Here is a 25,355-nt window from a genome sequence, read left to right as displayed (position 1 = left end):
TTCTCAGGCGGCCAGGCGGGCGAGTACGCCTGCCAGTTCCGCGAGTGCCTGTTCGGTGTCGGGGGTGCTCCGGTGCTCGGCGCCGAACAGGTCCACGAACTCCACCACGTCCCGCAGGTCCCAACGCAACCGGTACAGGTCGAGCAGGTCGGGGTCGGGAACGTGCCCGGAGGCGTCGGCGTAGCGGGCCAGGGCCTCGGGGTCGTCGGTGACCGGCCATAGGTCGCGCTCGGGCACGGCGACGCCGACGGTGTCCCAGTCGACCAGCAGCGGCCGGTCGTCGCGCCACAGCAGGTTGCCCGGATGTGGTTCGCCGTGGGTGATGACGGCCCGGGCCGGGTCGACCGAGGCGGCCCGGTGCCCGAACCCGCTCAGGTGGGCGCGCAGGACCGCGCCGTACTCGTCGAGGAGGTCGGCGACGGCGCCCGACAGGGGCCCGTGGTCGCCGAGCCCGCGAGGGTCCTCGGCCAGGGCGGCCAGGTGTTCGGCGCCCTCCAGGGCGACCGGGAGCGTGCGCGCGGTGCCCGGGGGCGGACACCGGTGCAGCGCCGCGAGCGTGTCCAGGACCCGGTCGCGGCGGGCCGGTTCCAGGACCTGGCCGAATTCCCCGGAGGCGCCCTCCACGTGCGGGAAGACGCTCAGGGCGTAGCGCGCGCCGACGGTGTGGACGGTGGCGCCGGACAGCGAACGCAGTGGTGCCACCACGAAACCGAGCCCGGCGTCGTCGTGCAGTCGGGCCGCGGTGTCCATGGCCCCTTCCAAACGGTCGAGCACCATGTGCGGGTCCTCACCGAGGAAGGTCTTGTGCTCCAGGTCGGCCAGGGTGAGGAACCAGCGTCGCCCCGCGGTGTCGGTGGCGCTCCAGTGGTGGTCACCGAAGCCCAGGGGCACGTGGGTCAGCGCCACGGCGGACACGCCCCAGGCGTTCAGGGCGGGCAGGAGGCGATGTTCGTCGAGGTCGGCGGGCTCGTCTCGCATGCCGCGGACCGTAGCAGCCCCCTGGTCCGGGTGGTACAAACCCCTTGCCCATGGGGGTCCGTGCCGCGAGGATGACGATCATGCCCACCTTCGAAGCTCCCGACGGCGCCCGCCTGTCCTACCGATCCGACGGACACGGCGAACCGCTGTTGTGCCTGCCCGGCGGCCCCATGCGCGCCTCCGCCTACCTCGGTGACCTGGGCGGACTATCCGCCCATCGCCGGCTCGTCCTGCTCGACCTGCGCGGAACCGGTGACTCACAGGCCCCCGAGGACGATTCCGGGTACCGCTGTGATCGGCAGGTCGCCGACGTGGAGGCGCTCCGTGTCCATCTGGGCCTGGAACGGATGGACGTGCTCGCCCACTCCGCGGCCGGGGATCTGGGGCTGCTGTACGCGCTCGCCCACCCCGACCGGGTGCGTTCCCTGGTGCTGGTGACCGCTCGGCTGCGCTCCCTGGGGATCGAGTTCACCGACGGGCACCTCCAGGAGGCCGCCGCCCTTCGTTCCGGTGAACCCTGGTTCGAGGCGGCGTTGCGGGGCTACACGAACCTGGCGAACGGTTCCACCTCCGGCGAGGACTGGGACGCGGTCATGCCGTTCTTCTACGGGCGCTGGGACGAACGGGCCCGGGCACACGCGGCCACCGGGGTCGAGCAGTCGAACGAACACGCGGCCGGGCTGTTCTCGCCACCGGACGCCTTCGACCCGGAGGCGGGCCGCGCGGTCGTGGCGTCCTGGGGTGTTCCGGTCCTGCTCCTGGCCGGAGAGCTGGATGGTGCGCCTCGGCCGCACGTCGCCGTGGATGCGGCACGGTTGTTCGACGACGCCCGCACGGTGACGCAGCCCGGTGGTGGGCACTTCCCCTGGTTGGACGATCCGGCCTTCTTCAGCGACGCCGTCGCGAGTTTCCTAGACCGGCGTCGCTGAGGCTCACTCGGTCTCGGCGGCCTGGATCGGTAGTGGAAGGGCCTCCGTGTTCCCGTCCACCTTGAGGGCGTCGGTGTCGGTGCGTCGCCACAGGGCGAGCAGCCGGGGGGGGGGGGGGGGGGGCCGGGCCCCCCCCCCCCCCCGGGCCCCCGGGGGGGGGCCCCCCCCCGGTGGGGGGGGGGGGGGGGGGGGGGCCCCCCGGGGGGGGCCCGGGGGGGGGGGGGGCGGGGGGCCCCCCCCCCCCGCCGGTGTTCCCCGGTGTGGTCGACCGTCCAGGCGTGGCCGGTGTCGGCGGCCCAGATCCTTCGCGCGGTCCACGGCGGTGTGTTCGAGGTTCTTGAAGCGATGCCCGCCTACGGAACGTGACCGCGCGTTACGCTGTCGGGTCGACGATCGGGTATCAACGAAGGGACGCACGTGGGCGAGGCGACGGGTACCGGACCGGAGAGTGGGGCACTGCACGAGGTCGTCGACGGGGTGTACGCCTGGGTGCAGCCCGACGGCACGTGGTGGGTGAACAACGCCGGCGCCGTCACCGGGACCGAGGGCACGTTGGTGATCGACACCTGCGCCACCGCCACACGCACCCGCCGCTTCCTGGACGCCCTCGCGACCGCCACCGACGACGCTCCCGTGCGCTGGGCGCTCAACACCCACCAGCACGGCGACCACACCTACGGCAACAGCCTGCTGCCCGACTCGACCGTGTTGATCGGGCAGGCCGCCATGCGCGAGGCCCTGGAGAACGACCCGCTGTTCGAGAGCCTCCCGCCCGTGTGGAACCCCGTCCCCGACTGGGGCGACGTCACCCGCAGGGTTCCCTCGGTGACCCTGGACCGGGAACTCACCCTGCACCCGGGCGGGCGCCGGGTCGACCTGCGCCACCCCGGATACACCGCGCACACCCCCGGCGACGTGGTGGCCTGGCTACCACGGGAGCGGGTGCTGTTCACCGGGGACCTCGTCTTCCACGGGTTGACCCCGCTGGTGTTCATGGGTTCGTTCGACGGGGCGCTGCGCTCATTGGAGTGGGTGCGCTCCTTCTCCCCCGAACACGTCGTACCCGGGCACGGCCCGGTGTTCCAGGCCGGCGACCTGGACGAGGTCTTGGCCGCGCACGAGCGCTACTACCGGTTCGTGCTGGCCACCGCCGAGGACGCGGTGCGTGAGGGGCGCACCCCGTTGGAGGCCGCCCGCGCCGCCGACCTGGGCGGGTTCGCCGACTGGGCCGACGCCGAACGCATCGTGATGAACCTGCACCGCGCCCAGGCCGACCTGACCGGTGAGGCGATGGATCTGCGACGGGCGCTGAAGGACGCGGTCGAGTGGAACGGCGGCCCGATGTCCACGTCCCTGTGACGGACGGAACGAACCCGATTCCCGGGGCGCGGCCCTCGTCCGCGCCCCGGGAACGATCAGGCCGCGGCCTCGGTGCGCGACGGGGCGTCCTCACCGACGAGGACGTCGGCGCGCTCGAACGGCGACGGGAACGGGAAGCGACGCTCCAGGTAGTCGCGGAGCATCCCGGCCACCTCCTCCTGGCGTTCGGGCGGGGTGTCGAAGTCGTTCAGGCACAGGAAGTCGAACGGTGCGTCCAGGCCCAGCTCCGCCAGGTTCTCCCGCGCCTGCGCGGTACCGATGTCGATGTAGCGGGTGCGGTACTTGCCGCGCACCCCCTGCCCGCTGAAGAGGGCGTAGTACTGGTGCAGGGTGGTGGCCGGGGCGATGTCGCTCGGGTGCCGGAAGCGCGAGCGAGCCGTGCGCTCGATGTCCTCCCGGTAACGCTCCTCCAGTTCCCGGTGGATCCGACGCGACTGTGGCAAGGGGGCGTGGCGCACCTTCTGGGCGATGGTCGCGCCGAAGTCCTCCATGAGCAGTGCCCGGGCGTTCTTGCCCGCCCAGTTGGGGGCGACCTCCTCGGGGATGGGGGCGCCCACGCCGATCTGGTGTCCGGAGAAGGGCAGCCGGACGATCCCGTTGGAGTGGAAGAAGTACTCGGCTCCGACCTGCTTGGCGAAGAAGACGTCGTCGTTGAGGTAGAGGTAGTGCTCCGACAGGCCCTCGATGTGGTGCAGTTGGGTCTCGATGGCCCGTGAGCTGAACACCGGCAGCGCGTCGGGGACGGTGAAGATGTCGCGGTGGTCGACCACGGTGAGGCCCGGGGCGTCGGTGTCGAGCCAGGAGGGCACCTGCGCGTCGGTGACCAGGTAGACGTGGCGAACGAACGGTGCGTACATGCGCAGTGAGCGCAGCGAGTAGCGCAGTTCCTCGTGGTCGGTGTAGCGCGAGGAGTTGGCGGCGTGGGAGGCCAGGTCGACCACCTCGCCGCTGTGGCGGGCGCGCTTGGCGGCGTGCACGGGGTCGGCGCCGTCGACCCAGGTGTAGACGACGTCGACCGGGAATCCGACGTCCTCGGGGTGTCGGTGCGAGAACGGTTCCAAGGTGGGCAGTTCGCGCCCTCGGACGGTGAGCGTGGCGGATCTTCGCGCGTCGGTGGTCAATACGTCGGCGATCCGGTTGGGGCGCGGGCCCAGTAGCGCTCCGTCCATCGCGCCCACGGGGATCTTGACGCGGAGCCGGTCGAGGGCGTCTTCGGCCCGTTCCCCGGCCAGGACCTTGGTGGCGTCGCGCCAGAACTCGACGTCGCAGCCGTGGTCGAACCCGCCGAACTCATCCTCGTGTTCGGACAGCAGGAGTTCGGCGAAGCGGATCACCAGGCCGCTCTTGACCTCGGCGTCCAGGGCGCCGTCGACGTAGGCGGAGGTTCTGGCGACCTTACCGTCGGGGCCGGGCGCGACGGCGTACAGAGGACCGTCGTCGTGGAGTTCGCGCATGGCCTCCAGCAGGTCCTTGCGCCGGGAGCGGTGTACGCCCAGGACGTGGCGTCGTGGGGAACGGCCGGGCACGACGAAGTGGTCGATCCCGGCGTGTTCCAGGGCGCGCAGGACCAGGTCCAGGTTGCGGTCGGCGGCTCCGGCGGCGGTGTAGTCCCGCACGACGCGACCGATGCGCTCGGTGCCCTCGACGGTGTAGGAGCGCAGGTTCGGGTCGGAGTCCAGGAGGGCGGCGCGGCGTCGGGTGACGCGCTCCAGACGGCGTTCCTCCTTGGCCCGTGCCCGTTCTCTGAGGCGTTCCTCCTCTCGACGGGCCCTGACGGAGTGGGGGATCAGGAGTTCGGCAGCGCGCTTCAGGCGGGCTGTCACGAGCATGGACGGCCTTTCGCGAGTGGCTCGTCACTGAGAGTGTCGAACCGGGGGATATGGGGGATTCATCCCTTTGACTCGCGAAATCCGGTTTCGGATGACGACCAGGACACCTCAAGGTCGTTTAAAGACCGGTTCGGGACCGAACCGCGACAATGGGCACCCGATTCTCACCCGTGGTGATCATGATGGAACCGAGTGCCATCGAAGACCGTGTCCCTCCCCGCTCACTCCCGCCCGCTCACTCCTGGAGGTCGGGGCGGGTCACCCGGATCTTGGACTGCCCGTGCGGGAGCCTCTCCCAGTCGTCCATGAAACGCGCGCGGAGCCCGTGCTTCTCGGCCAACGCGACGAGGGTCTCGGTGCGGTAGTAGAAGTCCTCGCGCAGCACGTGGTGCTCGGTGCCCTCGGTGCGGTCGAAGGTGAAGTCGAAGAAGCCGCCCGGCGCGAGGATCCGTTCCACATGGGCCAGGGCCTCGTCGATGACCTCCGGCGGCGAGTGCGAGAAGACGCTGTGCGCGTGGACGACGTCGAAGTGCTTGTCTGGCAGGAAGTCGAAGGTCAGGTCCTGGGTGATGGTCAGGTGCGGGAGCTTGTGCTGCAGGCCGCGCTCGGCCAGGACCTTCTTCGCGGACATGAGGATGTCCGGGGAGATGTCGATGCCGTAGTAACCGCCCGGGTCCAGGTGGCCGATGAACCGCCAGCCGGCGCGCAGGTTCCCACAACCGATGTCGAGCATGCGGTGGCCGGGCTCCAATCCGTGTCCGAGCAGGTACTCGAACTGCATCCGCCCCAGCGCCAGCCACCGCTCCTCGTTACGACTGCCCACCGCGGCCTTGGGGTCGCGGGCGGCGTCGGAGGCCATGACGGCGCGGTAATAGGAGACGTGGTCGCGGTGGGTCAGGCGCAGGCGCAGGTCGCGCATGGAACGACGCACGTACGGCCCCACCTTGGCGGGGTTGCGCAGTGCGTAACGGATTCGGTGACCAAGGGAGGAACGGTCCCTGGTGAGGGCGTCGGTCTTCTTCGACATCGGCTCGCGTTGGCCTTCGGTTTCGGGGGTGCTTTCGGGCGTTGGCATCCCATCATGTTCGCGTCGACATGCCAAGGGGGCGTGCGGCGCGTTCCCGGGGCCGCCGCCACCAATTCTCACTCGGGTCACTCATCTCGGCCTCGACGTGCGGGTCTTCCCCGGCCCGAGGTTCGGTGAAATCGTCGCAAACGTACGCCAAGCACCGATTTCTTCCACTGTTGGGGCCCGGCTCGATGCTTCGCTGGTGAATACACATCGCACAGCGAGGGGGCACGATGGTGGAGGAGAGCACGACGCTTCGACACGCGAGGCCGCGCGGACCGCGCGGCGGATGGTTCCCCCTGGGGATCGCCGTCGCCGCGATCGCGATCCTGGTCGGCGGGTGGGCCGCGGTGAACACCGCCCTGCCCGCCACCACGCCCGTGAAGTCCGGGCACAGCATGGTGATCGCCACCGGTTCCGGGTACCAGGCGAAACTGACCTTCGCCGACGGGTGGGAGCTGCACCCGGGTTCCAGTAGCGCCGGGCAGCAGTACCAGTTCGGCAATGGACCGGTACGGCTACGGGTCACCGTGGTCACCCCGCCCGAGAGGTCGTCGGAGACCGCGCTGTGGGAGGGCATGCGCGAGGTCGTTCGGGTGGGCGACCCCTCCGCGAGCCTCACCGATCCCCGTCCGGTGACCGCCGAGTCTGGTGCCGAGGGCCTGACCGGGACCCTGCACAGCAACGAGGACGTCGGCACCGCGACCCTCTTCCCCTCCCCGAACGGAGGTTTCGCCGTGGAGTCCGTGGCCGTCGGCGAGGGCAGCGGAGGCGATCTGGCCGACGCGGAGAAGCTCCTCCAGTCCATCAGGTTCGACCGAACGGGAGGAGGGGCATGAGCCACGCACGTCCCGAACCCGGTATCCCGTCAAGGAAGGACGCGCACGTGCCCCCTCCCCGCGATTCGGGTCAAGGTCGAGAGGGCGTCGAACGGCTGCCCGCCCCACATGAGGATTCGTCTCGGCGCCGGAGTCTCCCACGCCTGGTCACCGCGGTCGTGTTCGGACTGTTGTGCCTGGCCGGGTTCGCGATCATGGTCAACGGCCTCCTCGGGGCCGTACTGGTGTTCTTCGGTGAGGCGGTGCTGTCGGCGCTGGTACTCACCGTGGTCGGCGTCATCGGTTTCTGGTTGCTGCGCCGTATCCGCCCGGTACGACCACCGTCGATGACCTTCTCGCTCTTGGCCCTGCTCTGGGGCATGACCGCCGCCGTGGGACTCGCGCTGATCGCCAACAGCAACCTGATGACGATCTGGAACACCCTCGGCGGACTGTCGTTCGGTGAGGCCTGGGGCGCGGCGTTGAGCGCTCCCGTCAACGAGGAACTGATCAAGGTCGCCGGGGTCGTCCTCATCGCCGTCATGGCGCCGCGTGTGTTGCGCGGGCCCGTGGACGGTTTCGTGATCGGCGCCTTGGTGGGTCTGGGCTTCCAACTGGTGGAGGACTTCACCTACACGATGAACGTGATCCCCATGACGGGCGGCATCGACGGACCCGCCGCGGTGCTCCAGACCCTCCTGCTGCGGGTGGGGATCACCGGTCTGGGTTCGCACTGGGCCATGTCGGCGGTGGCGGGCACCGCGGTCGGCCTGATGGTCGCGGCGTCGTGGCGACCCGGTCGACGACACGGGTCGCGGGCGGCCCTACTGCTCTTGGCCGCGATGGGCGTGCACTGGCTCTTCGACTCCCCGATCCTGGGAGGAGTCACCGGAACCGTGCTCAAGTCCCTGTTGGTGTTCCTGATGGCGGTGACCGTCTACTTCGTCGTGCGGCACACCTACCGATCCCGGGTCCGTCGGGCCCTGGCCGAGGAGGGCGAGGAGCTGGGGATGCGCCGTTCCGCCGCGATGGCCCTGGCCGACCGACGCGGGCGCGGCAGGGAACTGCGCCACGTGGCGCACCCGGAGCGGCCGGCGGTGGCGCGCCGGCAGGAACGGCTGGTGGATTTCGCCGAGGATCGGGCCTCGGAGCACCGCGTCCCGTTCCGGGAGTGACCGGGAGTGAGTGGACACGGGTGGGCCCTTGGCACGACGCCGGGGGCCCACTTTTTTCTTCTCCCTTTCTTCTCCGGACAAATAGGGACAACAAACATCCCACACGCCACATGATTCCCATCCTTTTCTTCCTCCCCTTCTTCGAGATCTCGTTCCGATACACACTGGATTCTCCGGTCGCGAAAATGGGAACACCCCTACCCCGCCCGAAATACCCAGGAGAAAGTGACCGAACACCCTTGGCCCGCCCGACGAGAAACGGATATGGGAAATCCCGGAGCCGCGTTGACCAGTAAAGAAAACGGGGAGACGAACTCCAGTGGTCGGATCCTCGTGTTCCACTCCCCCCTGTCCGGAAGCAGCTGCACCACGTCCCTGGCCAATATCGCCTGGAACATCGCCAGTACCGGACGCAGCGTCCTGCTCGTGGACTTTCACCTGCGCGATCCGGAGCTGCGGGAGTACTTCGCGCCGCTGTTCACCCTGCGCGGCGAGCCCCAACACGGGATCGTCGACATGGTCACCGAGATCATGGCCCAGACCCAGGTTCCGGGCGCCGACCCGGCCCAGGTGTGCCGCCAGGGCACCGAGCTGCACCACCGCATCGACCGCCTGAGCCGATGGACGGTGATCCCCGGGGTCCCCGAGGGGGAGATCGGTTACCTGGGTCCCGGCGGACGCGACCCCGAACAACGGATCCTGCTACAGAACATCCACAACGCGCGCTTCGCGACCAGCCCGTCGGCCCGACACTTCCTGCGCGCGCTGCGCACCCGCCTGCTGCACAGCGGTTTCGACTACGTGCTGGTGGACACCGCCCCCGGCAACGGCCTCTTCGGACGCCAGTGCGCCACACTCCTGGCCGACCAGGTCGTGCTGTGCCTTCCCCTGAACCAGAACGCCGTCACCAAGGCCGTGGGGATCACCGCCGACCTACGGGCCGAGGCACCCCACGTTCCCGTCCACCCGGTGCTGACCAGGGTCGACCAGGACCTGCCCGAGTTGGCCGCCCACCTGGACTCCACCTACGCCCGGTTCGCCCCCTACGTCGAGGTACCCGAGGACGACCCGTGGCGGTACTGGGGGCGGGCCGAGATCCCCTACAAGGCGGCCATCGCCGAACGTCGCACCCTGGCTGCCTTCCTGGAACGGACCAGGACGCCCAACTCCCTGTTCCACTCCTACGAGCGCCTGACCTCCCTGCTCACCGACGGCGACGTCCCCCGAGGACGCCACCTGACCCAGGAGCAGACCGAACAGGTCCAGCTGGTCTTCGAGCAGATCCGGCACGGGACGGTCACGTCGGTGGTCCTGGTGGCCGACCCCCGTGACCGGGTGTGGGTCGACTGGGTCGGCGCCCAACTGGAGTGGGTCGGCATCCGGGTGGTCCGGCCCAGGAGCGACCCGGACGCGCCACCGCACGCGCCGGCCAACAGCGTCGTCACGGTTCTGGTCTCCGCCCACCTGCGCGGATCCCCCGCCATGGACGTCCTGGCACGGCTCCTGGAACGAGAACAGGACCACGGCGCCAACGGCGCGCACCGGGTGCTCGGGGTGACCATCGGGGAGGGCGCCCCGCCCGACGACTTCCCCGAGGCGGAGTGGCTCAACCTGCGCATCCGCGAGGAACGGGACTCCCGCCGCGCACTCCTGGCCCGGTTCGATCCGGCCTTCGACAGCCGCCGTTCACTGGGGCCCGAACACGGACCGCGCTACCCCGGCGAGCCCAACCCCGAGCGGATCAACAACGCGCCCAGTGGCAACCCGAACTTCAGCGGCCGCGAGGGGCACCTGGAGCGGATCCGCGACCTGCTCGGCCAGGGGATGGAGGACAAACCACCGGTGGTGCTGGTGGGCATGCAGGGCAGTGGCAAGTCGGAGATCGTGCGCGAGTTCGTCCGACGCTTCCGCAGCGACTACGACCTCATCCGGTGGATCTCCGCCGACCGGTCGGAGAAGGTCGAGGCCTCCCTGACCGACCTGGCGCCCGAACTGAACCGGCGCGCCCCCGACGACCCGGGCGACCCCGACCGGCGGATCGAGGGCCCGGAGCACGTGCTGGACGCACTGCGCCGGGGCCGACCGGTGCACCGTTGGCTGCTGGTCTACGACAACGCCGGGCCGCCCGGCGACCTGGACGCGCTCATCCCGCACGACCACGGGCACGTCATCGTCACCTCCTACCACCGGGACTGGGAGACCTACGGGCACCGGCGCTGCCTGCAAGTGGGACCCTTCACCGAGAAGGAGGTCGTGGAGCTCTTCGACGACCGGTACCCGGAGGTGGACACCTCCACCGCGCTCGGCCTCTCCCGACGCCTGGGTCACCTGCCCGCCCTGCTGCACCGCGCCCTGGAGTGGCTGAACTCCGCCCAACGGCGCGACGACGGGGTCCGGGCGGTGACCGAGTACGTGCGGTTGCTCGACGAGCGCGAACCGTCCGTCACCCGGGGCGAGGGCTCGTTCGAGGAACGGTTGAGCGGTTCGCTGGCCCTGGACGAGATCGAGGGCTACCACCCGGCGAGTCTGTGCCTGATCCGACTGGTCTCGCACCTGTCCCCGGACGGCATCCCCGAGGACCTGCTGCGTTCGCCGCACGCCGCCGCCGAGTACGGCGAGGCCGACCCCCGATACCGCAGCGGACTGATCAACTTCAACCACATCCACTACCAGCTCACCCGGGTGCTGCTGCTCCACCACGACCGGCACCTGAAGACGTTCTCGGTGCACCCGGCCGTGCAGGAGGTGGTCCGCGACCGCGTCCCCGAGGGCGAACGCGACCGGTTCCGGGAGGCGGCCCGTCTGCTGTTGGCGGCCTACGCTCCGCACGACGAGGAGGCCGACGACACCCGGCACGATCACCGGTACGAACACCTGCGCTGGCACATCGTCCCCTCCGGCGCCGACCACAGCGCCCACGACGACGTGCGCCGGTGGTTGGTCAACCAGGTGCGCTACCACTACAGGCGCAGCGAGTTCGGGGCCGCGTTGCGCCTGGGCGCGCCGTTGTTGGAGACCTGGACCGACTCCTTCGGCGAAAGCGACCAGCTCCGGCTCCGGCTGGCCACCCAGTTGGCCAACGTCCACCGGTCGCGTGGCGATCACCGCGCGGCGGATCGGCTCAACAGCAGGACCCTCGCCCTGCAGTTGGAGGTGCTGGGCGAGGCACATCCGTTCACCCTGTTGACCCGGCGCGGGATGGGTTCGGACCTGCGCGCCCTCGGCCGCTTCCAGGAGGCCCTGCTCCACGACCGCAAGACCTACGACGCCTACCTCGACGATCGCGGGCCCGACCACCAGCACACCCTGCTGGCCGAACACAACCTGGCGTTGTCGCTGGCCGCGGCCGGTGAGTACGGCCCCGCCCTGGAGAACGCCGCCCACGCGTTCCGGGGCGCGCGGGAACTGCTGCCCCAAGGACATCCGCACACGTGGATCCTGTCCTCGGCCGCCGCGACCTACCGGCGCCGGATGGGCGAGTACGTGATCGCCCAGCGCCAGATCCATCAGGCCGCCTACCTGCTGCGTCGTACCGTCGGGGAGTTGTCCTCGCACACCCTGCACGCCCGCAAGGAGTTGGCGGTCACCGAGCGCCTGGTCGGCGAATCCGATCAGGCGTTGCGCCGGATCCTTCGGACCAGGGAACTACACCTGAACGAGTACGGCGAGGACCACCCGCGGAGTCTGGCGATGGGCCTGGAGCTGGCCGCCTGCCTGGCCGCCGACGACCGTTTCGAACCGGCCTGGCGGCGGGCGGAGTCCTGCGTGGACGGGTACGAACGGACCTTCGGCGAACGGCACCCGTTCACCCTCGTGGCCCGATCCAACCTGGCCGCCTACGCCTGCCGGGCCGGCGAGGCCGAGCACGCCGCCGAACAGGCGCGGCTGGCCCACGAAGGGCTGGCGCAGGACGACCAGGTGGGGCCACGGCACCCCCTCACCCTGGGCGCGGCCGTCAACCGGGCCAACACCCTGGTGGCCACCGGTGAGATCACCGAGGCGGTCGCACTGGACGTGCGAACCCAGGAGACCCTGCGCGAGCGCTTCGGCCCACAGCACCCGCACTCCGAGATCGCCTTCGCCAACTACCTCAACAGCTCCGCCCGGCACACCGGTGACCCGTTCAGCGCACGTGCCCACATCGATTTGGAGGTACCGGAGATCTGAGTACTCACGAGGCCATGGGCAAGGGCGCCCCCGAACGTCCCGGCACCTTCTTCACCAGCTACGGCGGCCGTAAGGCGGACCGGGCGGAGGTGCTGCGTTTCCACGCCGACCTGGAGCGGGCGGTGCGGCTGCACACCGACGACCACGCCACGGGGCTCAGCGGCCCCTCCCTGGAACAGGGCGGCAGATGGCGCGAGGAGCTGCTGAAGCACTGCGCGACCGCCGCCACGATGGTGGTGCTGTTGAGCGAGACCCAACTCGACAGTGAGTGGTGCGCGCGGGAGTGGGGTGTGTTCGAGGAACGTCTGCGCCGCTTCCGGTCGAACGGCTCGGTGAACGGGGAGGCGGCCCAGCCGCTGCTTCCGTTGGTGTGGACCCCGCTGATCGGCCCGTTGCCGATCGCGGTCCGGGGACGACAGCGACTGGACTGGGTGGAGCCGGTCGGGCACGCCGACCGAGGTGTGCTGGACCTGATGTACACCTCCCCGGACGACTACCGGGCACTGTGTTTTCGGGTCGGTGGGTTGGTGGCCCGGGCCGCGGCCACTCCCCTGCCGCCCCTTCCGTTGGACGAGGCCGCCTCGGTACGCCCGGCGTGGGACGCGCGGGCGCGGGCGAAGAAGGGGGGCGACCCCGGCCTCCGCACGAAGGAGTGTGTCCTTGAGGAAATCGAGCCGGGGGATCCGTTGAGGCGCCGGGTGGCGCACGTGTTGTCCCATGTACCCGGCCTGGACGAGGAACACCTGTGGCGGGCCTTCCTGAGCAGGCTCGGCGAGCTGCGCGGCGGCCGGGCCCAGAACCCCCTCCATTGGCCGGTCACCGAACCGAGGTTCGATCGGGTGAGCCGGCTCGTGGAGCACCTCTCGCACCAACACCGTTCCGAGGACACCATCGCCTGGCTCTCCCAGGCCGTGCGCGAGACCACCGGGATCGACCACGCGGCCGACGCCTTGGCGAGCCTGGACCCCGACCCCGTTCCCGGTCCGGACCCCGAAGCGGAAAGGAGCCTCGAACCTTGAGCACGCCCTCCCCCGATTCCGCCGCCTCCTCGGACCGGCGTCCCCGGATCGCCGTGGTCGGCAGCCTGGACTCCCGGCGCGAGTACGACCCGCCGCTGCGCGACCTGGACCGAGCACGCGCGGCCTGCCACGAGCTGGGGCGCGCGCTGGCCCTGGCCTCCTTCGACCTGGTGGTGTTCTCCGACCGCGACCACTACGCGGAGACCCTCGTGGTGCGCGGATACGCGGCGGCGGGCACCCCTCGGGGCCGGGTACTGGCCCACCAGGCACGGCACCAGGAGTACGCGCCGGAGCTGCCCGAGGGGGCGTCGGTACGGATCACGACGGTGCGCGACATCGGTGAGGAGTGGGAGGTCCCCTTCTACCGGACCCTGTTGGAGACGGACGGGGTGATCCTGGTCGGCGGCGGACGGACGACCAGGGTGGCGGGGATCCTGGCGTTGGCGCGGGACATCCCGGTCGTCGCCTTGGCCGCCTTCGGTGGCGGGGCCCGGCAGGTGTGGGCCGACCTGCCCCGTTCGGGGGAGCACGTCCTGGAAGCGGACGTGAACGTGCTCGGCGAGCCGTGGTCCACCGGGTCGGCGGAGCGTGTCGTGGGAGTGCTGCGCGCGCAGGTGGGGCGGTGGGCCGCGGGCCGGCGACGCCGGCGGCGTTCACGACGGCTGGACCGGTGGGCGGAGTCGGGCGGGCTCCTCGCGTCGATCCTGCTGCTGGTGGCCGCGCTCGCCTCGATCGTGTTCGTGCCCGGGCCCGGACCGGCCGGGACCGCCACCCTGGCGCTGCTGCTCGGCGCACCGATGTGCGCGGCGGTCTCCGGCGGGTTGATCCGCGACTCGTTCGGGGCCTCTCCCACGGTGCTGCGGGCCTGCGCGCGCGGATTGGGCGCGGGGGTGGTGACCGTCCTGACCTACGTGGCGGCGCAGTTGCTGACCGCGCCGGAGCTGTTGGCGGACCTGGACGCGCGGCGGCTGCTGTTCTTCGTGGTGCCGATGGGGTTCGCCGCGGGTTTCACCTTCGATCTGGTCTTCGATCGCCTGCGTCGCACCGATCCGAAGGAGACCGTGTCCCCACCGCCCTGACCCGCGCGGGGTCGAGGTCGGCCTGTCCCTGCCCTTCCCACGGAGGCGACCGAACGGGCCTGAGCGAGTACGCCGGCCGTACCCTTCGTAGGGTGACGGGTATGGGACCACTCCACCGAGCGCGGACCGCGATCCTGGTCGAGGGCGACAGCGACCGGGCGGCCCTGGCCGCCCTCGCCGAGCGACGCGGCCTGGACCTGGCCGCGCGGGGCACCACCATCCTGTCCATGGGCGGGGCCACCAACATCGGCCGGTTCATACAGCGGTTGGGGCCACCCGGGCCGGGTCTGCGCCTGGCCGGGCTCTACGACGTCGGCGAGGAGAGCCACTTCCGAAGCGCTTTGGAGAAGGCCGGTCTGGGCGGCGATCCGACGGCGCACGGTTTCCACGTGTGCGTGGCCGACCTGGAGGACGAACTGATCCGGGCGCACGGGATCGCCGGGGTGGAACGGGTCGTGACGGCCCAGGGCGACCTGCGCACCTTGCGCACCTTCCGCAACCAGCCCGCCCAACGCGATCGCGCGCCCGAACAACAGCTGCATCGCTTCCTGGGAACCACCGCCGGCCGCAAGATCCGCTACGCCCGGGCCCTGGTGGAGACACTGTCGGCAACGAATATCCCCGAACCGCTCGACAGAACCCTCGACCACGCGTAATGTCCGAGACCACCACTCACAGTGACCACTGGGAAAACCATGCCGACGCTACGCCGCCGACTACTCGACCTGTTGAGCCGCCGGGTCAACGTGCACGACCTCGGTCCGGGGGCCGCCGTGCTCGAACGCCGCGGCGACTACCGGGTCACCCCGGCCGGGTCACGCTCCTGGCTGGTCACCCGAGGTGAGAGCGGCCACCGCCCCATCGTTCCGCCCCAGGGTTGGACCCGAACCCCCCTGGGACCGGGCGCGGAACTACTCGCCCGTGAGTCCATGGGCGACGCCGACGAACTCGCGCTGCACAAGAGGGCACAGAACCACCTGGGCACCCGACACGTGGTCTCCGTCCTGCGGCACTACCGGGTCGACTGCGTCTTCGACGTGGGCGCCAACATCGGTCAGTACGGCCGTAGCCTGCGCGCACACGGCTACCGGGGTCGGATCGTCTCCTTCGAACCGGTCCCCGACATGGTGGCGAAGCTGCGCGCCGTGGCCGCCGAGGACCCCGACTGGCAGGTTCACGAGATGGCTTTGGGCCGTGAGGACGGCACCGCCGAGATCAACGTCGTGCCGGGGTCGATGAGTTCGTTGTTGGGCGCCAGCGAGTTCGGCAACACCCGGTACAAGCGCTTTCAGAAGACGCACACCCAGAAGATCGACCTGCGCCGCCTGGACGGCCTCATGGACGAGGCACTCGCCGGGATCGACAACCCGCGTCCCTACCTGAAGATGGACACCCAGGGCTTCGACCTGGAGGCCTACGCGGGCGCGGGCAAGCGGATCGGGGAATTCGTGGGTCTACAGTCCGAGGTGGCCCTGATGCAGATCTACGAGGGCATGCCCCGCATGGCCGAGGCCATCGCCGTGTACGAGGCGGACGGTTTCGAGGTGACCGGCATGTACCCGGTCACCCGTGAGGAGAGCACCGGCCGCGTGCTGGAGTTCGACTGCGTCATGGTCCGCGCCGAGTCCCTCTCCCAGGACTGACGCCCGGTCCGACCCGGTAACGCAGGAATGGCGTAAGAGCGTTACCGGATCGAGGGGCGGGGATCAGCCGCCGTTGGACTGACGGATACCCTCGCCGAGCGCGTCGAAGGTGTAGACGAACCCACCGTCCGCGCCGCTCACCGTCATGTAGGCGTCGGTCGTCCCGGGTTCGATGGCCACGTTGGTGGCCGTGTCCAGACCGGAGGCCGCTTCCTCGGGCACGTTCACCGTGGCCAGATGCTCACCGGTCGAGGAGTACACGAAGATCCGGGGTTGGCCGTGGACGGCCTGGTAGAGGTTGCCGTCGGCGTCGACCGCGATGGAATCGATCCGGCTGGTACCACCGTCGAAGTGGATGGCCGCGTGCGAGGTCAGCACCTGCGTGCCGTCCTCGTTCAGCTCATAGTGGTCGACCCGGTTGGCCCCGTACAACCCCACCCACAGGCCCGAGTGGTCCGGGGTGAAGGCGATCCCGTTGGGCGCGGGCAGGTCCTCGGACAGCACGGTCGCCTCGGCCGTCTCCCCGTCGATCCGGACCACCCTGCCCCGTTCCTCCCAGGCGGGGGCGTCGAAGCCGGCGGAGTCACTGACGTACATGTTCCCGGCCTCATCGAAGGTGAGGTCGTCCGGGTTCATCGGTTCGCCGTCGACGTCACCGGAGAAGAAGACCTCGAGGTCCTCCCCCTCCGCGGTCATGGAGACGATCCCGCCCCCGGCGAAGTCGGTCAGGTACAGGCGGTCGTCGAGCGGGCCGAACTGGGCGGAGGTGTACGCGCCGGTGTCGTCGGTGAAGACCGTGGACACCTCCTCGGTGTCGGTGTCCACCCGCAGCACCTTGGGTTCCCCCGCGGGCGTGGGCACGTCGACGACGAGCAGGCCCCCGTCGGGGGCGAAGACGGGCCCTTCCAGGAGTGTCATGCCGGTCTCCTCGTGCACCGAGGTCACCTGCGTCAGGAGTTCGGCCGTGAGTTCGCCCTCCCCCGCGGTCTCCTGTCCGGTCGCCTCCGGTTCCGGGTCCGAGCACCCTGCCACCGTTCCCACCAGGAGGAGCGCGGCGAACGCGCGGGTCGTGATCGCCCTCATCGGTCGCTCACCTGCGACGCCGGGACCAGGACCTCGTCCATGCGGGTGTTCCGCCACTCGCGCAGGATCCGGTGGAAGGCCACCGGCCCCGGGCCGAAGGAGTTGCTCCTGCCCGTGCCGGCACCCTCGCGGTTGTAGTAACCGGGTGTGCACTCGGCCTGGAAATCGGAGTTGTCGTGGGCGCTCTCCCTCACCACGCGCCCCCATTCCTCGGCCGCCTCCAAGGAGGGTTCGACCGTCTCCGCCCCGACCTTGCGCGCCCCTTCGATGACGGCCGCGATGTGCTCGGCCTGCTCCAGGAGGATGTGCGCGAAGTTGACCGAGTTGGCGTTCTGCAACGACCCCAGGTGGAAGAGGTTCGGGAACCCCGGACTGTAGAAGCCGTGCAGGGTCTTGGGGCCACGACTCCACGTGGCGAGGAGGTCCTGGCCGTTCCGTCCGCGCACCGGCAGGGCACCGGACAGCACCCCCGAAACACCCACCTCGAACCCGGTGGCGAAGACGACGCAGTCGACCGGGTAGGCGGTCTCGCCGACCACGATCGCGTCCTCGGTCATGCGGGTGATGCCGCCGTGGTCGGCGGTGTCCACGAGGGTGACGTCGGGGCGGTTGAACGTCTGGAGATAGTGGTCGCTGAAGCAGGGCCGCTTGCACATGTACCGGTACCAGGGCTTGAGCCTCTCGGCCGTGGCCGGGTCCTGGACGACCTCGTCCACACGGGCGCGAATCCGGTTCATGGTGCGGGCGTCGGCGATCTCGTCCAGGCGCTCGCGCTCTTGCGCGCAGACGCCGGTGTCCAGCGCACCGGAGATCATCTTGCGCTGGAGCCGGGCCGTCGCGGTCCAGCCGTCCTTGGTCAGGTCGGTCTCGACCGGTTCACCGGAGACGACCGCCAGGAAGTTCTCCATGCGCTCGCGCTGCCAGCCCGGTCGCAGGGAGGCCGACCACTCCTCGTCGGTGGGTCGGTTGTCGCGCACGTCCACCGAGGAGGGGGTGCGCTGGAAGACGTACAGGTGCTCCGCGTCGCGGCCCAGGTGCGGGATGACCTGCACCCCGGTCGCCCCGGTGCCCACCACCGCGACCTTCTTGTCGGCGAGGCCGACGAGGCCACCGTCCGGGTCTCCCGCGGTATAGCCGTAGTCCCAGCGGCTGGTGTGGAAGGTGTGGCCCCGGAAGTTCTCGATGCCCGGGATCCCGGGGAGTTTGGGACGGCTGAGGGTGCCCGAGGAGGTGATGACGTAGCGGGCGCGCATGTGGTCGCCCCGGTCGGTGGCCACCTCCCACACGCCCTCGTCCTCGTTCCAGTCCATCGAGGTCGCGCGGGTGTGGAACAGCGCGTCCCGGTACAGGCCGAAGGTCTCGGCGATGGCCACGGCGTGCCGGCGGATCTCCTCGCCGGGGGCGTAACGCCACTTCGGGACGTAGCCGACCTCCTCCAACAAGGGCATGTAGGAGTAGGACTCGATGTCGCAGTGGATACCGGGGTAACGGTTCCAGTACCAGGTGCCGCCGAAGTCACCGGCCTCGTCCATCATCCGGATCGACTCGACGCCGACCTGCCGGAGCCGGGCCCCGGTGGTGAGCCCGCCGAAGCCGCCGCCGATCACGAGCACCTCCACCGTGTCGTTCACGGGTTCGCGTTCGACGCGGGGAGTGTAGGGGTCGGTGGCGTAGTAGCCGAACTCGCCCGTGGTGGGCCGGTACTGGCCGGTGCCGTCGGGGCGGATCCGGCGTTCCCGCTCCAGTGCGTACCGTTCGCGGAGGGATTCCAGATCGACGTCCTGGTCAGGGGTTTCCTGGCTCTGCGTCGCTTCGGAGGGTGCGCTCATGGCCGTCCTCATTCGATGGTCGACGTGTCACCGTGGGTGCGCGAACACGTCGCCGATGGCGGATGTGCCGCAGGGATTTGTCACTCACCGTCACTACGTGTGGAGAATCTGTGCGCGACGAAGGTTAGCATGATGCTAAGCATTATTGGTATCGAGCGTCACGCGCATCGGGCGCCCTATCATTGCGACATGCCGCATGAGGGTGTTGAACAGGACGAACACGAGCGGGAGCACCTCCTGCACGAGATCGAGCGCCTGAACGGGCAGATGGAGGAGGCCGTACTGGCCAACCTCCTGCAGTACCTGATCAAGATGAGCCTGACCATCCCGCAGCTTCGGGTGCTGATGCTCCTGGTCACCTCGGGGAAGGGCGCGACAGGAAGGGACCTGGCCGCCTCCTTCGGTGTATCGATGGCGTCGATGTCCACCATGCTCGACCGGCTCGTCTCCCAGGGCGTGGCCGCGCGCACCCTGGACCCCGACGACCACCGGGTCCGCCGCGTGCACGCCACCCCCCTGGGGACCTCGGTCGTGCGTCGCCTGCTGGTGACCCGCCCCTTCCGCTCCGACATCCTCGTCCGGCTCCGGGTCGAGGACCTGCGCGCCCTGGAACAGGGGTTCCGTGCGGTCAGCGAACAGATCGCGCTGATGGACGACACGGAATGACCATCCGACCGCGCTCCCGCGACCGTAAGTGATCGTACGAGGACTCGGCGCTCGCTATGGTCTTGCGTGATCCTTCCTTCCCGAATCTCCTCACACGGGGGCGGTACATGCGCCGTGGCAACGGTGAGCACATCCTTGTGGTCGCTCGCGACCCTGAGGTCGTGGACGTCCTGTGCCCGACACTCGAACTGGCCGGATACGGGGTGGACGTCATCGACACCGGCGACGCCGCCATCGATCGCATGGGGCGTGGCGGCCTGGACCTCGTCCTCGTGGACACGACGCTTCCGGACCTGCCGGAGATCCCGCGGCGACGCCGTGGCGTCGGTGGACCACCGGTGTTGTTCATGGTGAGCGAGAGGTTCCTCGACACCGTGCTGCCCGAGGTCGGACTGAGCGGGGAGGACTACATCGCCGATCCCGTCCGGGTCCCCGAACTCCTCGCGCGGGTGTGGCTGCTGATCCGCGGGCGGAGCGCGGGCCGCTCCGAACCCCTGCTCCGTTACGGCGACCTGATCCTGGACGACACCTCGTGTCGGGCCCACCGAGGAGAGCGCGAACTGGACCTCACCCCCGCCGAGTACCGACTACTGCGCTACCTGATGGTCAACTCCGGCAGGGTGCTGTCCAAGGAGCACATCGCCGACCACCTCTGGGGCGAACTCCGTGGGGACAACGCGATCGAACGGCTCGTCTCGCGGCTACGCCGCAAGGTGGACGGGGACGGGCCGAACCTGATCCGCACCCACCGGGGCTTCGGCTACGCGCTCGAAGGCCGGGACCGCTGAGCCCCACCCCGCGCGCTCGCGCCCGGCAGTGATCCACCTCACGTCAGCCTCCCGTCAGGTTCGTGTCCGCCCGACGTCAGGCCTCCTTGGTTGCCTCATCGAAAAGCGACCAGAGGAGACGTATGACCGACACCGCCACCCCGCGGGGCGACGCATCCGCGCGATCGGTGACCGAGTACCCCGCGGCCAGGCAGGAGGGTTGTCCGTTCAGCCCCGCTCCGCAGCTGCGTGCGCTGACCGAGCGGGAACCGGTGGCCAGGGTTCGGATCTGGGACGGGAGCACCCCGTGGTTGATGACCCGGCACGCCGACCAGCGAGCCCTGCTCACCGATCCCAGGCTGAGCATCGACGAGAAGCTGCCGAACTACCCCCACATGACCCGGGGTCGGGCCGAGATCGCACCGCACCTGCCGGAGCTGATCACCAACACCGACGCCCCGGAGCACACCCGGCTGCGCCGTCTGGTCAACCTGCCCTTCACGGTCAAGCGTGTCGAGGCGCTGCGCCCGACCATCCAGCGGCTGCTCGACGGACTGATCGACGACCTGTTGGCCGGCCCCAGGCCCGCCGACCTGGTCACCGCGATCAGCCTTCCGGTCCCGACCCTGGTCATCACCGCGCTCCTGGGCGTGCCCTACGCCGACCACGAGTTCTTCCACCGCCACAGCACCGTCGGGGTCAGCCACACCTCCACCCCCGAGGAGGTGCGGGCCTCCAACGCGGCGCTGTCCGGATACCTGGGCGAGCTGTTGGACGAAAAGAGGACGGACCCGGCGGACGACGTGCTCTCGGAGATGGCCGGGCACGTCAACGAGGGCCGGATGACCCGCGAGGAGGCCGTGATCATGGGATCGGCCATCCTCATCGCCGGACACGAGACCAGCGCCAACATGATCTCGCTGGGCACGCTCCTGCTGCTGCGAAACCCGGAACAGTTGGAGGTGCTGCGCACCACCGAGGACCCCAAGGTCGTGGCCGGCGCGGTCGAGGAGCTGCTGCGGTACCTGACGATCGTGCACACGGGGATCCGTCGGGTCGCGCTGGAGGACATCGAGGTCGGCGGGCAGGTCATTCCGGCCGGGGACGGCGTCATCTTCGACCTGGCCACCGCCGACTGGGACGCCGAGGCGTTCCCGGAGCCCGACACCCTCGACCTCTCCCGGCCGGCCCGCAAGCACCATGCCTTCGGTTACGGGGCCCATCAGTGTCTGGGCCAGACACTGGCCCGGGTCGAACTCCAGGCCGTGTTCGGCACCCTGTTCCGGCGTGTCCCCACCCTGAACCTGGCGGTGCCGTTCGAGGAGGTCGACTTCGCCTTCGAGGGCGTGGCCTACGGCCTGCGCTCCCTGCCCGTCACCTGGTGACACACGAGCACACCGAACAACGAGAAAGCGAGAGCACCATGCGAGTGGAACTGGACGAACCCAAGTGCGTGGCGTCGGGGCAGTGCGTCGTGGAAGCACCCGACGTCTTCGACCAACGCGATGAGGACGGGGTCGCGGTCGTGCTCGACCCCCACCCGCCCGAGGAACTGTACGACCAGGTGAGCGAGGCCGTGGCGATCTGCCCGGCGGCGGCACTGCGACTGGTGCGGGAATGAACCGCGTCGTCGTGGTCGGGGCCTCCGCTGCGGGGCTGGCCGCCGCCGAGACCCTGCGCCGGGAGGGCTTCGAAGGAGACGTCACCCTCATCGGGGACGAACCCCACGCGCCCTACGACAGGCCACCCCTGTCGAAGCAGATCCTGTCGCGCACGTGGCGGGAGGATCGGCTCCCACTCCGTTCCGACGAGGACCTGTCGGCCCTGAACGTGGAACTGCGGCTCGGCACCAAGGCGATCGGGTTGGACACCCACGCCCGCACCGTGAGGATCGCCTCCGGGGAGGCACTCCCCTACGACGGGCTGATCGTCGCCACCGGGGTCCGGCCGCGCGCGCTGCCCACCGCGCGCGGCCACCTCCTGCGCACCCTCGACGACGCCCTGAACCTGCGGTCCCGGCTGGAACCGGGACGCCACCTCCTGGTGATCGGCGCGGGGTTCCTCGGTGCCGAGGCCGCCGCCTCGGCACGGGGTATCGGCTGCCGGGTCACCCTGGTCGAACCTGCGCCCGTCCCCCTGGCCCATGCCGTGGGCGAGGACGTGGGACGGATGCTCTCGACGCTGCACCTGGAGCACGGCGTGGAGCTGCGCACCGGAACCGGCGTGGCGGAGGTGACCGACGAGGGGGTGCGGCTGATGGGCGGCGAGGTGATCGAGGCCGACGAGGTGCTGTTCAGCGTGGGTTCGGTGCCCAACACGGACTGGTTGGAGGACAGCGGGCTGCGCCTGGACGACGGCCTGGTGTGCGACGAGTACTGCTCGGCCGCACCGGGTGTGTACGCGGCGGGCGACGTCGCCCGCTGGCACAACCCGCTCTTCGGCGTTTCCATGCGCGTGGAACACCGCACGCACGCGGCCGAACAGGGCATGGCCGCCGCCCGGAACCTGCTCCGCGGCTCCCAGGGGCGACCGTTCGCCCCGGTGCCCTACTTCTGGTCCGACCAGTACGACGTGAAACTCCAAGCGTACGGATACCTACGCGGTCACGACGAGGTCGCCCTGGTCGAGGGCGACCTCGACGAGCGCCGGTTCATCGTCGCCTATCGCACCGGTGACCGGCTGTCCGGGGTGATCGCCGCGGGGGTTTCGCCCAGGACCCTGCGGTCGTGGCGCCAAGCCATCGCACGAGGCGCGGCCTGGGACGAGGGTCCCCCGGCCCCGTCCGAACCGACGAGGAAGGTGGCCTGAGATGGAGATGTCCGACGAACCCGAGGTGGTCGTCGTCACCGGAACCGGTGGCATGGGCGAGGCGATCGCGCGTCGTCTGGGAAACGGGCGCCGGTTGGTGCTCGCCGACCGTTCACAGGACCGGCTGGAGCGGGTCGTGGCCTCCCTGCGGGAGACGGGTTACGACGTCTTGGGCGTCCTCACGGACGTCTCCGACCGGTCCTCGGTGGAGGAACTGGCGCGCGTGGCGCGGCGGGAGGGCGGGATCGTCTCGATCGTGCACACCGCCGGTGTCTCCGCCGCCACCGCGACGGTGGAGGCGATCCTGCGTGTGGACCTGGTCGGTACCGCGCACGTCATCGACGTGTTCGAGTCCGTGGCCTCGCGCGGAACGTCCCTGGTCTGCGTGGCCAGCATGGCGGGTCACCATGCCTCGCTGAGCGCCGAGGACGAGCACGCCCTGGCCACCGTTCCCACGGATGAGCTCCTGTCCCTGGACCCGGTGAGGTCCATCGACGACGGCGTCAGCGCCTACATCGTCGCCAAACGGGCCAACCAGGTTCGTGTCCAAGCGGCGGCCCTTGCGTGGAACCGTCGGGGCGCGAGACTGAACACCATCAGCCCGGGGGTGATCGCCACCCCCATGGCGGCGGCCGAGGCCGAGTCCGCCACGGGGGACCACATGGTGGAGATGTTGCGGGCCTGCGGCATCGGCCGCAGCGGCACCCCTGGTGAGATCGCCGAGGCCATCGCGTTCCTCTCCGGGACCGACTCCCGGTACATCACCGGGACGGACCTGCTGGTGGACGGCGGCCAGGCGGCCTGGATCCGCCACCATCGCCCCACCGGATAGGGCCGGTACCGCCCTCGTGAGCGCCCCGACACGCCTCGCCGCGCGCCGGGGCGCTCTCTCGGTCCTACCGCTTGCGGGCGAGGCCGCAGAACTCGTCCATCTCTCGGGCCCGTCCGACTTCGGGGGGTTCGGGGCGCCACAGGGGGCACGAGACCACGCCGGGCTCGACGAGTTCCAGGCCGTCGAACAGGGCGGTGATCCGCTCCGGGGTGCGCAGGTGGTAGACGGCCGAGCCCGCCTCGTTCCAGCGGCGCACCGCTTCCTCCATGCCCTCACCGGTCACGGCGCTGGTGCTGTGCACGATCGCCAGGTGGCTGCCCGGGGGCAACGCTTCCATGAGGTGGTCGATGATCCGCTTCGCCTCGGTGTCCTCGCCGACGAACGGCAGTACGCCGAACAGCGTGATCGCGACCGGGCGTTGCAGGTCCAGGGTCCGGGCCGCCTGCTCCAGGATCGCGGCCGGGTCGCGCAGGTCGGCGTGGACGTAGTCGGTCGCCCCTTCCGGGGTGCCGGCGAGCAGCGCGCGGGCGTGCGCGAGCACGAGCACGAGCGGGTCGTTGTCGACGTAGACCACCCGGGCGGCCGGGTTCGCCGCCTGGGCGACCTCGTGGGTGTTGTTCGCGGTCGGCAGGCCGGTCCCGATGTCCAGGAACTGGTCGATGCCCGCCTCCTCCACCAGGTGGGTGACCATGCGGACCAGGACCGCCCTGGTGGCGACGGCGATGTCGACGATCTCGGGCAGGACGGCGACGATCCCGTCGCCCGCTTCCCGGTCGACGGGGTAGTTGTCCTTGCCGCCCAGCCAGTAGTTCCAGATCCGGGCGGAATGGGACTGTGAGGTGTCGATGGGGGGTGTGGAAGCCATGGGGACCGTTCTTCGGGGGGTCTGGTCCGGCTCATCCTAGATGAGTGATTCCAAGGGGTGTCTGGTGGCCGGTGGGGCGCCTCGGGTAGAGGCTCTTCCGGTGGCCTGGCGGGGTGGGGGTGGGTTCTCCCTCCTTCCCCGCCGCGTGATTGTTGCCGCCCGCACCGCACGCGTCAAGGCGATGTTGTGTTCTGTGGAGCTGTGGTGGGTGGCCTTGACCCGTGCGGTGCGGGCGGCGGTTTGGCGGCTATCGGGGAAGGGGGGAAAGTGGTTGAGGTCCCAACGGGCCCTGTGGGCCTGCGGCCCACTCCGGCCGTAGCCGGCCGGATCCCTTCCCGCCCGTCTGGCTTTCTCGTGGGCCGCGTCGCCACTACGTGACCGGTCCGGTCACGAAGGGCCCGCTACAGGTGAGGCACGGG

21 protein-coding genes are annotated in these 25,355 nt (G+C 70.1%); 15 read left to right on the top strand and 6 right to left on the bottom strand.

Annotated features, from left to right (window positions below):
• Window positions 1–3: 3 nt before the first annotated feature.
• On the bottom strand, window positions 4–978 hold the full coding sequence (locus ACWGSK_RS24975) for a phosphotransferase (RefSeq protein ID WP_358515851.1): 975 nt from the start codon (window positions 976–978) through the stop codon (window positions 4–6).
• An 80-nt stretch (window positions 979–1,058) separates the two neighbouring features.
• Between ACWGSK_RS24975 and ACWGSK_RS24970 the strand changes: the two genes are divergently transcribed.
• The gene (locus tag ACWGSK_RS24970) at window positions 1,059–1,907 is read left to right on the top strand and encodes an alpha/beta fold hydrolase (protein ID WP_452456899.1); all 849 of its coding nucleotides are present in this window, start codon (window positions 1,059–1,061) and stop codon (window positions 1,905–1,907) included.
• A 417-nt stretch (window positions 1,908–2,324) separates the two neighbouring features.
• Complete coding sequence (locus ACWGSK_RS24965; RefSeq protein WP_452456898.1) at window positions 2,325–3,266, top strand: MBL fold metallo-hydrolase; 942 nt, start codon at window positions 2,325–2,327, stop codon at window positions 3,264–3,266.
• A gap of 56 nt (window positions 3,267–3,322) precedes the next feature.
• Here ACWGSK_RS24965 and ACWGSK_RS24960 read toward each other — a convergent pair whose 3' ends face one another.
• Both ACWGSK_RS24960 and ACWGSK_RS24955 read right to left on the bottom strand, forming a co-directional pair.
• Window positions 3,323–5,116, bottom strand: coding sequence for a stealth family protein (locus tag ACWGSK_RS24960; RefSeq protein WP_358516279.1), 1,794 nt, complete (start codon window positions 5,114–5,116; stop codon window positions 3,323–3,325).
• Window positions 5,117–5,351: 235 nt separating this feature from the next.
• Entirely contained in the window at window positions 5,352–6,143 is a 792-nt protein-coding gene (locus ACWGSK_RS24955) for a class I SAM-dependent methyltransferase (RefSeq protein ID WP_452456928.1), read from the bottom strand.
• Between the two features lie 275 nt (window positions 6,144–6,418).
• On the opposite strand from ACWGSK_RS24955, the gene ACWGSK_RS24950 reads away from it, so the two are divergent.
• The 7 genes from ACWGSK_RS24950 to ACWGSK_RS24920 all read left to right on the top strand — a co-directional run bounded on the left by ACWGSK_RS24950 (window position 6,419) and on the right by ACWGSK_RS24920 (window position 16,086).
• Window positions 6,419–7,024 (top strand): hypothetical protein, encoded by a 606-nt coding sequence (locus ACWGSK_RS24950; protein ID WP_452456897.1) that lies wholly within the window; start codon window positions 6,419–6,421, stop codon window positions 7,022–7,024.
• Complete coding sequence (locus ACWGSK_RS24945) at window positions 7,021–8,178, top strand: PrsW family intramembrane metalloprotease (RefSeq protein WP_452456896.1); 1,158 nt, start codon at window positions 7,021–7,023, stop codon at window positions 8,176–8,178. The genes ACWGSK_RS24950 and ACWGSK_RS24945 overlap by 4 nt, the downstream gene beginning before the upstream one ends.
• 285 nt (window positions 8,179–8,463) lie before the next feature.
• Window positions 8,464–12,345: an FxSxx-COOH system tetratricopeptide repeat protein gene (fxsT, locus tag ACWGSK_RS24940; RefSeq protein ID WP_452456895.1), complete on the top strand. Its 3,882-nt coding sequence runs from the start codon at window positions 8,464–8,466 to the stop codon at window positions 12,343–12,345.
• Window positions 12,346–12,359: 14 nt separating this feature from the next.
• Window positions 12,360–13,364, top strand: a complete 1,005-nt coding sequence (locus ACWGSK_RS24935; protein ID WP_452456894.1) for a TIR domain-containing protein — start codon at window positions 12,360–12,362, stop codon at window positions 13,362–13,364.
• Window positions 13,361–14,443, top strand: a complete 1,083-nt coding sequence (locus ACWGSK_RS24930) for a hypothetical protein (protein ID WP_452456893.1) — start codon at window positions 13,361–13,363, stop codon at window positions 14,441–14,443. Before ACWGSK_RS24935 ends, ACWGSK_RS24930 begins: the two co-directional genes overlap by 4 nt.
• Before the next feature lie 101 nt (window positions 14,444–14,544).
• Window positions 14,545–15,099 carry a TOPRIM nucleotidyl transferase/hydrolase domain-containing protein gene (locus tag ACWGSK_RS24925; protein ID WP_452456892.1) on the top strand — a complete coding sequence of 185 codons (555 nt, stop codon included), beginning with the start codon at window positions 14,545–14,547 and terminating at the stop codon, window positions 15,097–15,099.
• Between the two features lie 39 nt (window positions 15,100–15,138).
• A complete protein-coding gene (locus ACWGSK_RS24920) occupies window positions 15,139–16,086 on the top strand; it encodes an FkbM family methyltransferase (protein WP_452456891.1) in 948 nt (315 codons plus the stop codon).
• A gap of 63 nt (window positions 16,087–16,149) precedes the next feature.
• Here the strand turns inward: ACWGSK_RS24920 and ACWGSK_RS24915 are convergent, their stop codons facing one another.
• Window positions 16,150–17,169, bottom strand: coding sequence for an SMP-30/gluconolactonase/LRE family protein (locus ACWGSK_RS24915; protein ID WP_358515009.1), 1,020 nt, complete (start codon window positions 17,167–17,169; stop codon window positions 16,150–16,152).
• The gene (locus ACWGSK_RS24910) at window positions 17,166–18,998 is read right to left on the bottom strand and encodes a flavin-containing monooxygenase (RefSeq protein WP_358515011.1); all 1,833 of its coding nucleotides are present in this window, start codon (window positions 18,996–18,998) and stop codon (window positions 17,166–17,168) included. The genes ACWGSK_RS24915 and ACWGSK_RS24910 overlap by 4 nt, the downstream gene beginning before the upstream one ends.
• Window positions 18,999–19,187: 189 nt before the next feature.
• On the opposite strand from ACWGSK_RS24910, the gene ACWGSK_RS24905 reads away from it, so the two are divergent.
• The 6 genes from ACWGSK_RS24905 (at window position 19,188) to ACWGSK_RS24880 (ending at window position 24,071) form a co-directional block, all read left to right on the top strand.
• Window positions 19,188–19,664 (top strand): MarR family winged helix-turn-helix transcriptional regulator, encoded by a 477-nt coding sequence (locus tag ACWGSK_RS24905; RefSeq protein ID WP_358515014.1) that lies wholly within the window; start codon window positions 19,188–19,190, stop codon window positions 19,662–19,664.
• 107 nt (window positions 19,665–19,771) lie between these two features.
• Window positions 19,772–20,452, top strand: a complete 681-nt coding sequence (locus tag ACWGSK_RS24900) for a response regulator transcription factor (RefSeq protein ID WP_358515017.1) — start codon at window positions 19,772–19,774, stop codon at window positions 20,450–20,452.
• A gap of 122 nt (window positions 20,453–20,574) precedes the next feature.
• The gene (locus ACWGSK_RS24895) at window positions 20,575–21,816 is read left to right on the top strand and encodes a cytochrome P450 (protein WP_452456890.1); all 1,242 of its coding nucleotides are present in this window, start codon (window positions 20,575–20,577) and stop codon (window positions 21,814–21,816) included.
• Window positions 21,813–22,052, top strand: coding sequence for a ferredoxin (locus ACWGSK_RS24890; RefSeq protein ID WP_452456889.1), 240 nt, complete (start codon window positions 21,813–21,815; stop codon window positions 22,050–22,052). Before ACWGSK_RS24895 ends, ACWGSK_RS24890 begins: the two co-directional genes overlap by 4 nt.
• A complete protein-coding gene (locus tag ACWGSK_RS24885) occupies window positions 22,049–23,239 on the top strand; it encodes an NAD(P)/FAD-dependent oxidoreductase (protein ID WP_358515026.1) in 1,191 nt (396 codons plus the stop codon). Before ACWGSK_RS24890 ends, ACWGSK_RS24885 begins: the two co-directional genes overlap by 4 nt.
• Window position 23,240: 1 nt before the next feature.
• Window positions 23,241–24,071, top strand: a complete 831-nt coding sequence (locus ACWGSK_RS24880) for an SDR family oxidoreductase (protein WP_358515029.1) — start codon at window positions 23,241–23,243, stop codon at window positions 24,069–24,071.
• A gap of 64 nt (window positions 24,072–24,135) precedes the next feature.
• On the opposite strand, the gene ACWGSK_RS24875 is transcribed toward ACWGSK_RS24880, so the two are convergent.
• Window positions 24,136–24,936, bottom strand: a complete 801-nt coding sequence (locus tag ACWGSK_RS24875; RefSeq protein WP_452456888.1) for an SAM-dependent methyltransferase — start codon at window positions 24,934–24,936, stop codon at window positions 24,136–24,138.
• Between the last annotated feature and the right edge of the window lie 419 nt (window positions 24,937–25,355).

The organism is Nocardiopsis sp. NPDC055551, from assembly GCF_053619415.1.
The sequence above is the reverse complement of the archived record's forward strand: the minus strand, read 5'-3'. Positions and strand labels throughout refer to the sequence as shown.

Coding starts and splice junctions, on each gene's coding strand:
- ACWGSK_RS24975 (WP_358515851.1), bottom strand. CDS start 978: ATGCGAGACGAGCCCGCCGACCTCGACGAACATCGCCTCCTGCCCGCC.
- ACWGSK_RS24970 (WP_452456899.1), top strand. CDS start 1,059: ATGCCCACCTTCGAAGCTCCCGACGGCGCCCGCCTGTCCTACCGATCC.
- ACWGSK_RS24920 (WP_452456891.1), top strand. CDS start 15,139: ATGCCGACGCTACGCCGCCGACTACTCGACCTGTTGAGCCGCCGGGTC.
- ACWGSK_RS24905 (WP_358515014.1), top strand. CDS start 19,188: ATGCCGCATGAGGGTGTTGAACAGGACGAACACGAGCGGGAGCACCTC.
- ACWGSK_RS24955 (WP_452456928.1), bottom strand. CDS start 6,143: ATGTCGAAGAAGACCGACGCCCTCACCAGGGACCGTTCCTCCCTTGGT.
- ACWGSK_RS24950 (WP_452456897.1), top strand. CDS start 6,419: ATGGTGGAGGAGAGCACGACGCTTCGACACGCGAGGCCGCGCGGACCG.
- ACWGSK_RS24885 (WP_358515026.1), top strand. CDS start 22,049: ATGAACCGCGTCGTCGTGGTCGGGGCCTCCGCTGCGGGGCTGGCCGCC.
- ACWGSK_RS24915 (WP_358515009.1), bottom strand. CDS start 17,169: ATGAGGGCGATCACGACCCGCGCGTTCGCCGCGCTCCTCCTGGTGGGA.
- ACWGSK_RS24910 (WP_358515011.1), bottom strand. CDS start 18,998: ATGAGCGCACCCTCCGAAGCGACGCAGAGCCAGGAAACCCCTGACCAG.
- ACWGSK_RS24895 (WP_452456890.1), top strand. CDS start 20,575: ATGACCGACACCGCCACCCCGCGGGGCGACGCATCCGCGCGATCGGTG.
- ACWGSK_RS24875 (WP_452456888.1), bottom strand. CDS start 24,936: ATGGCTTCCACACCCCCCATCGACACCTCACAGTCCCATTCCGCCCGG.
- ACWGSK_RS24960 (WP_358516279.1), bottom strand. CDS start 5,116: ATGCTCGTGACAGCCCGCCTGAAGCGCGCTGCCGAACTCCTGATCCCC.
- ACWGSK_RS24935 (WP_452456894.1), top strand. CDS start 12,360: ATGGGCAAGGGCGCCCCCGAACGTCCCGGCACCTTCTTCACCAGCTAC.
- ACWGSK_RS24925 (WP_452456892.1), top strand. CDS start 14,545: ATGGGACCACTCCACCGAGCGCGGACCGCGATCCTGGTCGAGGGCGAC.
- ACWGSK_RS24880 (WP_358515029.1), top strand. CDS start 23,241: ATGGAGATGTCCGACGAACCCGAGGTGGTCGTCGTCACCGGAACCGGT.
- ACWGSK_RS24945 (WP_452456896.1), top strand. CDS start 7,021: ATGAGCCACGCACGTCCCGAACCCGGTATCCCGTCAAGGAAGGACGCG.
- ACWGSK_RS24900 (WP_358515017.1), top strand. CDS start 19,772: ATGCGCCGTGGCAACGGTGAGCACATCCTTGTGGTCGCTCGCGACCCT.